Here is an 11914-nt window from a genome sequence, read left to right as displayed (position 1 = left end):
GGGTGCGTAGGACAGGATCGGCTCTCATGGACCTGCTGAACACGCTGGTGGACAAGGGGCTTCGGCGCGAGACGCCGACCCGTGACGAGGCACTTGCCGTCCTTCGGACGTCCGACGACGATCTGCTCGATGTGGTGGCCGCGGCCGGGAAGGTGCGCCGGCACTGGTTCGGCCGGCGGGTGAAACTCAACTATCTCGTCAACCTGAAGTCGGGCCTGTGCCCGGAGGACTGCTCGTACTGTTCGCAGCGGCTCGGCTCGACGGCCGGGATCCTGAAGTACACGTGGCTGAAGCCGGATCAGGCGTCCGACGCGGCGGCGGCCGGAGTGGCCGGGGGCGCCAAGCGGGTGTGCCTGGTGGCCAGCGGGCGGGGCCCGACCGACCGCGACGTGGACCGGGTCTCCGAGACGATCAGGACGATCAAGGAGAACAACGAGGGCGTCGAGGTGTGCGCCTGTCTGGGACTGCTCTCCGACGGCCAGGCGGAGCGCCTGCGCGAGGCGGGAGCGGACGCCTACAACCACAACCTGAACACGTCCGAGGCGACGTACGGGGACATCACCAGCACGCACACCTACGCCGACCGTGTCGACACCGTGAACAAGGCGCACGCGGCGGGGCTGTCCGCCTGCTCCGGGCTGATCGCCGGCATGGGCGAGAGCGACGAGGACCTGGTCGACGTCGTCTTCTCCCTGCGTGAACTGGACCCGGACTCGGTGCCGGTCAACTTCCTGATCCCGTTCGAGGGCACGCCGCTCGGCAAGGAGTGGAACCTGACCCCGCAGCGGTGTCTGAGGATCCTCGCGATGACGCGGTTCGTCTGCCCGGACGTGGAGGTCCGGATCGCGGGCGGGCGTGAGGTGCACCTGCGCACCCTGCAGCCGCTGGCCCTGCACCTGGCCAACTCCATCTTCCTCGGCGACTACCTCACCAGTGAGGGCCAGGCCGGCAAGGCCGACCTGGAGATGATCGCGGACGCCGGGTTCGAGGTGGAGGGCACGGACCAGGTGACGCTGCCCGAGCACCGGGCCGGAGGCGGCTGCGGGAGCGGTGGCGGCTGCGGTTCCGAGGGGGCCGAGGGCGCGGGCGGCTGCGGTTCCGGGGCGGCAGAGGGGGCCGGTGTGTGCGGTTCCCATGCGGCCGACGGGGCGGACGCGTGCGGTTCCGACGGGGCGGGTGTGTGCGGTTCCGCGCCCGCCGCCGACACCGCCCGGCCCGCCGCCGCGACCGGTGGCCCCCGTACGGATCTGGTCGCCGTGCGCCGCCGGGGCGCCGGGACGGACCTCGCGCCCAATGCCTGAGCTGTCGGTCCCCGAGCTGCTGGAGCTGGACCGGCGGCACGTCTGGCACCCGTACGGTCCGATGCCCGGACGGCAGGAGCCGCTCGCCGTGGAGTCGGCGAGCGGGGTGCGGCTGCGGCTGGCCGACGGCTCGGGCGAGCTGATCGACGGGATGTCCTCCTGGTGGTCGGCGATCCACGGGTACAACCACCCGGTGCTCAACGAGGCCGCCCGCGAGCAGCTCGGGCGGATGAGTCACGTGATGTTCGGCGGGCTGACGCACGAGCCCGCCGTCCGTCTGGCCAAGCTCCTTGTCGACATGTCGCCCGACGGGCTGGAGCACGTCTTCCTCGCCGACTCCGGGTCGGTGTCCGTCGAGGTCGCGGTCAAGATGTGCCTGCAGTACTGGCGTTCCCTGGGGCGCCCCGGCAAGCGGCGGCTGCTGACCTGGCGCGGCGGCTACCACGGGGACACCTGGCAGCCGATGTCGGTGTGCGACCCCGAGGGCGGGATGCACGAGCTGTGGAGCGGGGTGCTCCCGCTCCAGGTGTTCGCCGGCCCGCCCCCGGCGGAGTTCGACGAGAGCTACGCCGAGCACCTGCGCGGGCTGATCGCCGGGCACGCCGACGAGCTGGCGGCGGTGATCGTCGAGCCGGTGGTGCAGGGCGCGGGCGGCATGCGGTTCCACTCCCCCGCCTACCTGCGGGTGCTGCGCGAGGCGTGCGACGCGCACGACGTGCTGCTGGTGTTCGACGAGATCGCCACCGGCTTCGGCCGTACGGGCGCGCTGTTCGCGGCGGAGCACGCGGCGGTCGCGCCGGATGTGATGTGCGTCGGCAAGGCGCTGACCGGCGGCTACCTGACCATGGCGGCGACGCTGTGCACCGGGCGGGTGGCCGACGGCATCTCGCGCGGCGAGGTCCCGGTGCTCGCGCACGGCCCGACCTTCATGGGCAACCCGCTCGCCGCCGCGGTGGCCTGCGCCTCGATCGAGCTGCTGCTCGGGCAGGACTGGCTCGCGGAGGTGAAGCGGATCGAGACCGGTCTGCGCGAGGGGCTGGCCGCGGCCCGTGAGCTGCCGGGCGTGACGGACGTACGGGTCCTGGGCGCCATCGGCGTGGTGCAGCTGGACCACGCCGCGGACATGCAGGCGGCGACGGAGGCGGCCGTGCGCGAGGGCGTGTGGCTGCGGCCGTTCCGCGATCTGATCTACACGATGCCGCCGTACGTCACGGGCGACGCGGACCTGGCGCGGATCGCGCGGGCCGTGTGCGCGGCGGCTCGGGAGGGGTGACATGCCGGTACTGGTGATCACGGGCACGGGCACGGAGGTCGGCAAGACCGTCGTGACCGCCGCCGTCGCCGCCGCCGCGCTGGCGGCGGGCCGTACGGTGGCCGTGCTGAAGGCGGCGCAGACGGGTGTGCTGCCGGACGAGGCCGGGGACGCGGCGGAGGCCGCCCGTCTGGCGGGCCCGGTGACGACGGCCGAACTGGCCCGGTATCCCGATCCGTTGGCCCCGGCCACCGCGGCCCGCCGGGCCGGCCGGGACCCGGTGCGCCCGCACGAGGTCGCGGAGGCCGCGGCCAAGCTGGCCACCGAGCACGACCTGGTGCTGGTGGAGGGCGCGGGCGGGCTGCTCGTACGGTTCGACGCGGACGGCGGCACACTGGCGGACGCGGCCGGGCTGCTGTCGGCGCCGGTGCTGGTCGTGGTGCAGGCGGGGCTCGGCACGCTGAACACCACGGAGCTGACGGCCCGTGAGCTGGGGCGGCGCCGCCTGGACCTGGCCGGGATCGTGATCGGGAGCTGGCCCGCCGAGCCGGACCTGGCCGCGCGGTGCAATCTCGCGGACCTTCCGGAGGTCGCCGGGGCACCCCTGCTCGGGGCGGTCCCCGAGGGGTCGGGGACCCTGTCCCCCGCCGTGTTCCGGGCGTCGGCGCCGGGGTGGCTCGGACCGCGTCTGGACGGCACGTGGGACGCGGCGGCCTTCGAAACCCGGGAGGCGCCCCGGCCGGCATGACGTGCCAGGGGCTGACCGTTGCGGTGGGCGCGGCGGTGAAACCGCTCACGGGTGTGAGCGCGTGTGGACGTACGCGGGCGATCATGCTCCGATCCCCGCATCCGCCGCTCCGTCGCTCGTCCGGAAGGACCACCGTGCACGCCCGACCTTCAACCCCCTCCCGCCGTACCGCCCTCACCCTGGGTGCGGCCGCCGCCCTCGCGCTGGGCGGCGGCACGGCCCGGGCAGCGACCGGCGCCGGTGGTGCCACCGCGCGGCTGAGAGAGCTGGAGCGGGAACACACGGCACGCCTCGGGGTGTACGCGCGGAACCTGCGCACGGGCCGGACGGTGGTGCACCGGGCCGACGAACGCTTCCCGATGGCCTCGCTGTTCAAGACGCTGGCCGCCGCAGCCGTCCTGCGCGACCTCGACCGCGACGGCACGTTCCTGGCCCGGCGTGTGCACTACACGCAGGACTACGTGACGAGGTCCGGCTGGTCCCCGGTCACCGAGAAGCACGTCGCCACCGGGATGACCGTCGGCGAACTGTGCGACGCCACCATCCGGTTCAGCGACAACACGGCCGGCAATCTGCTGCTGGTGGAGCTGGGCGGGCCGGTGGCCGTCACGCGCTTCGCCCGCTCGGTCGGTGACCGCGTGACGCGGCTCGACCGCTGGGAGCCGGAGCTGAACTCGGCCGAGCCGTGGCGCGAGACCGACACGACTTCCCCGCGGGCCATCGGCCTCACCTACGCGCGTCTGGTGCTCGGCGACGCGCTGAACCGGCGTGACCGGGCACGGCTGACGGACTGGATGCTCCGCAATACCACCAGCGGCGAGAAGTTCCGCAAGGCGCTGCCCGCCGGCTGGCTGATCGCCGACAAGACCGGAGGCGGGCGCCACGGCGGCAACAACGACGTGGGCGTCGTGTGGCCGCCGGGCGGTGCGCCCCTCGTGCTGTCGGTCCTCACCACCCAGCCGGAGGAGGACGCCCCCGCGGACAACCCGCTGGTGGCCCGGGCGGCGGCCTTGGTGGCGGCGGAACTCGCCTGAGGGCCCGGGACCGCTTCCCCCCGGCCCGCGACCGCGGACGCCCGCCGGACCACGCACTCCCGCCGGGACGGAAAGGGGTGTGCCGCCTCCGCGCGGGGGAGAATCCCGGTGAGGCCCGCCTCGTGAGGGAGGTCCCCCATGCCGCTCCGTTCCGGCAAGGCGCCGCGGGACGCCGTGCACCACCCGCTGTTCGCCCGCTGCTACGCCCGGGTCAGCGTCACCGCGGAGACCAGGATGGGCATGGGGCGGGTCCGCGAGCGGCTGCTCGCCGGGCTGTCCGGGCGGGTGATCGAGATCGGCGCGGGCAACGGCCTGAACTTCTCGCACTACCCGGGCACGGTCGCGGAGGTCGTCGCCATCGAGCCGGAGCGCCGGCTGCGGCAGCTGGCGGTGGAGGCGGCGCTGCGCGCGGACGTCCCGGTGGACGTGGCGCCCGGGGTGGCGGAGGCGCTGCCGGTGAAGAGCGAGGGCTTCGACGCGGCCGTGGTGTCGCTCGTGCTGTGCAGCGTGCGGGACGTGCCCCGGGCGCTGGGGGAACTGCGGCGGGTACTGCGGCCGGGCGGTGAGCTGCGGTTCTTCGAGCACGGGCGGGGCGGCGGCCGGGCCATGGCCGGCGCGCAGCACGTCCTGGACCGGACGGTGTGGCCGCTGGTGAGCGGCGGCTGCCATGTGGCCCGGGACCCGGTGCGGGCGCTGCGGGAGGCCGGCTTCGAACTCGGCCCCTACCGGCGCCTGCTGATGCCGGAACAGGGCCCGGTCCTGCCCACGTCGTACTGCGTCCTGGGCACGGCCTGGCGCCCGGCCGACGACGCCTGACGGCCCAGCGACGGCTGACGCCCGACCGGCGCCTCACGGGCGACCGGCGCCTCATGTCCGCCCGGCGCCTCATGTCCGCCCGGCGCCTCACGGGCCACCGGCGCCTGAGGACTCACGCCCGACGGCCGGCACCCGACGGGACGGCCGACGGCGGCGGCCCGACCCGAAGAGCCGAGCGAACCGGCGCGGAGAGAGGCCGGCACCGATGACCGTGCAGAATGACGAATGTGGGGCAGCTCACATACCCTCGGCGGGGACGACGTAGGGCCGGGGGGACGTGCCCGGACGGGTGCGGTGCGCGTGCCCGTGTCACCTGAGGAGGCGCCTTGTCCACACCTGCTGCGGAGCACGCTCCCGGTCTCGCGCCGGCCGACGGGATCGCGGCCCGGGCCCGCGCCCTGACGAAGGCGTACGGCTCCGGCGAGACGGCCGTGCTCGCGCTGGACTCCGTGGACGTGGACATCGTCCGCGGCCGGTTCACCGCGGTCATGGGCCCGTCGGGCTCCGGCAAGTCCACGCTGATGCACTGCCTGGCCGGGCTCGACACGGTCTCGGCCGGTCAGGTGTGGCTCGGCGGCACGGAGATCACGGGTCTGAAGGAGCGGGACCTCACCCGGCTGCGCAGGGACCGGATCGGGTTCATGTTCCAGTCGTTCAACCTCATCCCCACCCTGAACGCGCGCGAGAACATCACCCTGCCCATGGACATCGCGGGCAAGCGGCCCGACGAGGAGTGGCTGGACCGGGTGATCGACACCCTGGGTCTGCGCGACCGGCTGGGGCACCGCCCGTCGCAGCTGTCGGGCGGGCAGCAGCAGCGCGTGGCGTGCGCGCGGGCGCTGGCGTCCCGGCCGGAGCTGATCTTCGCCGACGAGCCGACGGGCAACCTCGACTCCCGGGCCGGCCTCGAAGTGCTGGGCTTCCTGCGGGAGGCGGTGGACCGGCTGGGACAGACCGTCGTCATGGTGACCCACGACCCGGGCGCCGCCGCCCACGCCGACCTCGTGCTCTTCCTCGGCGACGGCCGGCTCGTGGACGAGATGCCGCGGCCGACGGCGGACGCCGTGCTGGAGCGGATGAAGCGGTTCGACGTGGTCCGCTCCCGGTCCGGGGACGCCCCGGCGGCCGGCCCGGGGAACTGACACCGTGCTCAAGGCGACCCTGAGGAGCTTCCTGGCCCACAAGGGGCGGCTGCTGCTCTCGGCGCTCGCCGTGCTGCTGTCCGTCGCGTTCGTGGTGGGCAGCCTGATCTTCTCGGACACCGTCGGTCACACCTTCGACCGGCTGTTCGCCTCCACCGCCGCCGACGTCACGGTCAGCCCCCGGGAGGGCCTCGACGAGGCGGTGCCCTCGGGGCGGACGGCCACCCTCCCGGCGTCGCTGGCCGAACGCGTGCGCCGGGTCGACGGGGTCGCCGCGGCCCGGGCCGACGTCGAGGTCTCGGGCCTCACGGTCGTCGACCGGGACAAGGAGGCCGTGAGCCCGACCACCGGCGCGCCCGCGCTGGGCGGTGCCTGGACCCCCGACGAGCGCAGCCCGGTGGAGCTCACCTCCGGCCGCGCCCCGCGCGGTCCCGGCCAGGTGCTGGTCGACGAGGAGACCGCGAGCCGCAGGGACGTGCGCATCGGCGACACCCTCACGGTGATCGCGCCCCCCGGCTCGTTCGAGGCCCGGGTCGTCGGGATCGTCGGCTTCACCACGACCAACGCCGGAGCCGCCCGGTTCTACTTCGACACCCCGACCGCGCAGACGAGACTGCTCGGCCGGCCGGGACTCGCCACCAGCGTCTCCGTCGACGCGGCGGCCGGAGTCGGTGACGAGCAGCTCGAACGCCGGGTCGCCGCCGCGCTCGGCCCGGGCGCCTACGACATCAGGACGGCCGGCGAGCAGGCCAAGTCCGACGTGGAGAAGCTGGGCGGGTTCCTCGACGTCATCAAGTACGTGATGCTGGGCTTCGCCGGGGTCGCCGTCCTGGTGGGCGTGTTCCTGATCGTCAACACGTTCAGCATGCTCATCGCGCAGCGCACCCGGGAGCTGGGGCTGCTGCGGGCCCTGGGGGCGGACCGGCGCCAGGTCCGCCGGTCCGTGCTCACCGAGGCCCTGCTGCTCGGCCTGGTCGGCTCCACGCTGGGGCTGGCCGCGGGCATCGGGCTGGCGGCGGGGCTGATCGCCCTGCTGGGGCTGCTGGGCACGAACATCGACGCCGGCGAGATGCAGATCGGCTGGGTGACGCCGGTGTCGGCGTACGCCGTCGGTCTCGGGGTCACCTTCGTCGCCGCGTACCTGCCGGCGCGCCGGGCCGCGAGCGTCTCGCCGATGGCGGCGCTGTCGGACGCCGAGGTCGCCGGGGTGGGCCGGCCGCTGCGGGTGCGGGCGGTGGCGGGCGCGGTGGTCGGGGTGGCCGGGGCGGCGGCGCTGGTGGGCTGCGCGGTGGCGGACCGGACGGCGTCGGCGGCGTCGCTGCTGGGCCTCGGGGTGGTGCTGAGCCTGGTCGCGACCGTGATCGCCGGTCCGCTGCTGGTCCGCCCGGTGATCCGCGTGCTCGGCGGCGCGTTCCCCGCCCTGTTCGGTCCGGTCGGCCGGATGAGCCAGCGCAACGCGCTGCGCAATCCCCGGCGCACCGGTGCGACCGCTGCCGCGCTGATGGTGGGGCTCGCCCTGGTCGGCGGGATGTCGGTGGCCAGCGAGTCGATGACGGCCTCGTTCGACCGGCAGATCGACCGGACGCTGGGTGCCGACTTCGTCGTGCAGAACACCAACTTCCTGCCGTTCCCGGAAGAGGTCACCGACGCCGTGCGCGGCACCGAGGGCGTCGGCCTGGTGGTGCGCGGCCGGTTCACGCCGGTCGCGGTGCGCCTGCCGGACGGCGATCGCGTGGAGACCACGGCGGCGGCCTACGACCCCCGGCTCGACGACGTCGCCGACATCACCTACACGCGGGGCGACTCGGCCGCCGCGCTCGCCCCCGGGTACCTGGCCATGGACCGCGACTTCGCCCGCGACCACGGCGTGCGGGCCGGCAGCATCCTGCCGGTCGAGTTCCAGGGCGGGCGCCGGGCCGAGCTGACGGTCGGCGCCCTCACCGACCAGGACGCCGCCGAGGGCTTCGGCACGCAGGGCGGGCTCTACTTCGGCCTCGGCACGCTGGAGCGGTACGCGCCGGGCGGCCAGGACTCCGCCCTGTACGTCAACGCCGCCCCGGGCACCGGTGACGACGAGCTGCGCGCGAACCTGGAGAAGACCCTCGACCCCTATCCCCAGGTGCAGGTGCGGGACCTGGCCGACTACAAGCAACTGGTCCGCGACCAGATCGCCGTGCTGCTGTACCTCGTGTACGCGCTGCTGGGGCTGGCGATCGTCATCGCGGTGCTCGGTGTGGTCAACACGCTGGCCCTGTCGGTCGTCGAGCGGACCCGGGAGATCGGGCTGCTGCGGGCGATCGGGCTGGCCCGGCGTCAGCTGCGGCGCATGATCCGGCTGGAGTCGGTGGTGATCGCGGTGTTCGGCGCCGTGCTGGGGCTCGGCCTGGGGCTGGTGTGGGGTGTGTGCACCCACGAGGTGCTCGCCCTGCAGGGCATGACGGTCCTCGCGATCCCGTGGTCCACGATCGTCGCGGTCGTGGTCGGTTCGGCGGTGATCGGGGTGGTGGCCGCGCTGCTGCCGGCACTGCGGGCCTCGCGCATGAACGTGCTGGCGGCCATCGCGCACGACTGACCGCCCGCACGAGGGCGGCCGGGGCGGCGAAGGCGTCCGGGACCGGCGAGGGCGTCCGCATCGTGAAACGGCCTGTCGGTGCGGGTCGTTCCTGCTGGGATCGTCCGCATGGACGAGTTGCGCATCAGGGCGGCGACCCGGGACGACCTCGACGCCGTGCTGGCCTTCTGGAGGACGGCCGCCGAGGGCACGAGCATCAGCGACGACCGCGACGGCGTGGAGCGGCTCCTGGCCCGTGATCCCGGGGCGCTGCTCCTGGCCGAGACCGGTCAGGGCACGGCGGGCACGGTGATCGCCGGGTTCGACGGCTGGCGCTGCCACCTGTACCGGCTGGCCGTGCACCCCCGCCACCGCCGCCGGGGCGTGGCGACGGCCCTGCTCGCCGCCGCGGAGGAGCGGTTCGCGGCGCTCGGCGGGCGTCGGGCGGACGCGATGGTGCTGACCCGGAACGAGACCGCTCACCGCGCCTGGGAGGCCGCCGGGTACGCCGCCGAGGAGCAGTGGCGGCGCTGGGTGAAACCCCTCGCCGACGGGTCCGTCTGAGCACCTCCCGCGGACTTTGCACATCCTTTACTCTTGACGGGCCACTCGGTTCTGCATGAAAGGTTGTGAGCGTCCGCCCATGGGCGAGCCTCCCCGCGCGTACACCGCCGTCCTGGAGAACCATGGAACGGGGGTGAACCGATGACGGAAGTGCTTCTGCTCCTGGCGGCGATCGCCCTGTCGCTGGCCTGCGGCGCCTTCGTCGCCGCCGAGTTCTCCCTGACCACGGTCGAGCGCGCCGAGCTGGAACGCGCCGCGGAGCGCGGCGAGCGCGGCGCGCAGGGCGCGCTGAAGGCCGTACGGAACCTGACCTTCCAGCTGTCCGGGGCGCAGCTGGGCATCACCGTCACGAACCTGGTGGTTGGCATGCTCGCCGAGCCGTCGATCGCCGCACTGATCTCCGGGCCGCTGGAGGACCTCGGCATCTCCGCGTCGGCCTCGCGCAGCGTGGCGCTGGTGATCGGCACGGCCCTGTCGACGGTGTTCCTGATGGTGGTCGGCGAGCTGGTGCCCAAGAACTGGGCGATCTCCTCGCCGCTGGCGGTGGCCAAGACGGTCGGCAACGCCCAGCGCGGGTTCAGCGCCGTGTTCCGGCCGTTCATCACCCACCTGAACAACACCGCGAACCGGGTCGTGCGGCGCATCGGTGTGGAGCCCGCCGAGGAACTGGCCTCGGCGCGCGGGCCGCAGGAACTGGCGGCGCTCGCCCGGCACTCCGCGAAGGAGGGCGCCCTGGAGCCGGACACCGCCGAGCTGTTCGTGCGGACCCTGAACCTCGCCGATCTGACCGCCCAGAACGTGATGACACCCCGGGTCCAAGTGGTCGCGCTGGAGGTGCAGGCGACCCTGGAGGACGTGGCGAACGCGACCCGGGCCACCGGGCTGTCCCGCTTCCCCGTCTACCGCGGCACCCTCGACTCGGTCGTCGGGACGGCCCACGTCAAGGACGTGCTGGCGGTGCCCGCCGAGCGCCGCACCCGGATCCCCGTCTCGGAGCTGATGCGCGAGCCGCTGCTCGTGCCGGAGAGCCTCACCGTCGACCGGCTGCTGGACCGGCTCTCCGGCAAGCGCACGATGGCCGTGGTGATCGACGAGTACGGCGGCACCGCGGGCGTGGCCACGCTGGAGGACATCGTCGAGGAGGTCGTCGGCGAGGTGCGCGACGAGCACGACCCGCACGAGACGCCGGACCTCGCCCCCGCCGGGACGGACGAGAGCGGGCACGCCCTGTACGCGGCCGACGGCGCCGCCCGCGTGGACCATCTGGAGCGGGTGGGCCTGCGCGCCCCGGAGGGGCCGTACGAGACGCTGGCCGGGCTGGTGGCCGCCACCCTGGGCCGGATACCGGCCCCCGGCGACCTCCTCGAGGTCGCGGGCTGGCGGATGGAGGTCCTGGACGCGACGGGCCGCCGGGCGGCCCGGGTCATGCTGCGCGCGCCCCTCGACGACGAGAAGCCCGAGGAGAAGGGGGCGGAGCTGTGACCGCCGTGCAGTTGCTGATCGGCCTGGCGACGCTCGTCGTCAACGCGTTCTTCGTCGGGGCCGAGTTCGCGCTGATCTCGGTGCGCCGCAGCCAGATCGAGCCGTACGCCGACCAGGGCGACCGGCGGGCCAAGAGCGTGCTGTGGGGCCTGGAGCACGTGTCCGCGCTGATGGCGGCGGCCCAGCTCGGCATCACGCTGTGCACGCTGGTGCTGGGCGTGGTCGCCGAGCCCGCGATCGCGCACCTGCTGGAGCCGGTGTTCCACGCGGTCGGCGTCCCCGAGGGGGCGGGGCACGCGGTGTCCTTCGTGATCGCCCTGGCGCTGGCGACGTACCTGCACATGCTGCTCGGCGAGATGGTCCCGAAGAACATCGCGCTCGCCGAGCCGGTGCGCAGCGCGCTGGCGCTCGGTCCGCCCCTGGTGGCGCTGTCCCGGGCACTGCGGCCGGTGATCTTCACCGTGAACGCCTTCGCCAACGCGCTGCTGAAGCTGTTGCGGGTGGAGGCCCGGGAGGAGGTCTCCGCCTCCTACTCGGACGCGGAGATCGCCCAGATCGTGAAGGACTCCGGCGAGGCCGGACTCATCGACGACCGTGCCCAGGAGCGGCTGCGCGACGCCCTGGAGCTGGGGCGGCGCCCGGTGCGCGACGTGGTGATGCCACTGGAGCGCGTGGTGTACGCGAGCGTGGGCATCACGCCCGACGGGCTGGAGCGGCTCTCCGCCGAGTCCGGGTTCTCCCGCTTCCCCGTGGTGGACGAGGGGCGGCGGATCGTCGGCTACCTGCACGTCAAGGACGCCCTGGAGGCGGTCGGGCGGGACGTGCCGTTCCGGCTGCGGGACATGCGGCCCATCGCGCGCGTGCGGGAGGCGACCCCGCTGGACGACGTCCTCACGGCGATGCGGGGCAGCCGCACGCACCTCGCGGCGGTCCTCGGCACGGACGGCCGGCTGGCGGGGCTGGTGACGATGGAGGACGTGCTGCGGGAGCTGTTCGGACAGCGGACGTGAGGCGACGGCCGGGC

10 protein-coding genes are annotated in these 11914 nt (G+C 74.2%); all 10 read left to right on the top strand.

What is annotated here, in order from left to right; genetic code table 11:
• The first annotated feature begins 26 nt into the window (after positions 1 to 26).
• The 10 genes from bioB to ACFYWG_RS05975 all read left to right on the top strand — a co-directional run bounded on the left by bioB (position 27) and on the right by ACFYWG_RS05975 (position 11900).
• Positions 27 to 1301, top strand: a complete 1275-nt coding sequence (gene bioB, locus ACFYWG_RS06020; protein ID WP_383501304.1) for a biotin synthase BioB — start codon at positions 27 to 29, stop codon at positions 1299 to 1301.
• The gene (locus ACFYWG_RS06015; RefSeq protein ID WP_389199599.1) at positions 1294 to 2574 is read left to right on the top strand and encodes an adenosylmethionine--8-amino-7-oxononanoate transaminase; all 1281 of its coding nucleotides are present in this window, start codon (positions 1294 to 1296) and stop codon (positions 2572 to 2574) included. The genes bioB and ACFYWG_RS06015 overlap by 8 nt, the downstream gene beginning before the upstream one ends.
• Before the next feature lies 1 nt (position 2575).
• Entirely contained in the window at positions 2576 to 3301 is a 726-nt protein-coding gene (bioD, locus tag ACFYWG_RS06010; protein ID WP_383501298.1) for a dethiobiotin synthase, read from the top strand.
• A gap of 134 nt (positions 3302 to 3435) precedes the next feature.
• Positions 3436 to 4335, top strand: coding sequence for a class A beta-lactamase (gene bla, locus ACFYWG_RS06005; RefSeq protein ID WP_389199597.1), 900 nt, complete (start codon positions 3436 to 3438; stop codon positions 4333 to 4335).
• A gap of 138 nt (positions 4336 to 4473) precedes the next feature.
• Positions 4474 to 5151: a class I SAM-dependent methyltransferase gene (locus ACFYWG_RS06000; RefSeq protein ID WP_376326168.1), complete on the top strand. Its 678-nt coding sequence runs from the start codon at positions 4474 to 4476 to the stop codon at positions 5149 to 5151.
• A gap of 326 nt (positions 5152 to 5477) precedes the next feature.
• Positions 5478 to 6293: an ABC transporter ATP-binding protein gene (locus tag ACFYWG_RS05995; protein WP_376326166.1), complete on the top strand. Its 816-nt coding sequence runs from the start codon at positions 5478 to 5480 to the stop codon at positions 6291 to 6293.
• Positions 6294 to 6297: 4 nt separating this feature from the next.
• A complete protein-coding gene (locus tag ACFYWG_RS05990) occupies positions 6298 to 8865 on the top strand; it encodes an ABC transporter permease (protein ID WP_385421053.1) in 2568 nt (855 codons plus the stop codon).
• Between the two features lie 108 nt (positions 8866 to 8973).
• Positions 8974 to 9408 carry a GNAT family N-acetyltransferase gene (locus ACFYWG_RS05985; protein ID WP_376326162.1) on the top strand — a complete coding sequence of 145 codons (435 nt, stop codon included), beginning with the start codon at positions 8974 to 8976 and terminating at the stop codon, positions 9406 to 9408.
• 141 nt (positions 9409 to 9549) lie between these two features.
• On the top strand, positions 9550 to 10890 hold the full coding sequence (locus ACFYWG_RS05980) for a hemolysin family protein (protein ID WP_376326161.1): 1341 nt from the start codon (positions 9550 to 9552) through the stop codon (positions 10888 to 10890).
• Positions 10887 to 11900: a hemolysin family protein gene (locus tag ACFYWG_RS05975; protein ID WP_383501283.1), complete on the top strand. Its 1014-nt coding sequence runs from the start codon at positions 10887 to 10889 to the stop codon at positions 11898 to 11900. Before ACFYWG_RS05980 ends, ACFYWG_RS05975 begins: the two co-directional genes overlap by 4 nt.
• Positions 11901 to 11914: the final 14 nt, after the last annotated feature.

This window comes from Streptomyces sp. NPDC003456 (genome assembly GCF_042878735.1).
GTDB lineage: Bacteria > Actinomycetota > Actinomycetes > Streptomycetales > Streptomycetaceae > Streptomyces.
This window is presented reverse-complemented; position numbering and strand designations above follow the sequence as displayed.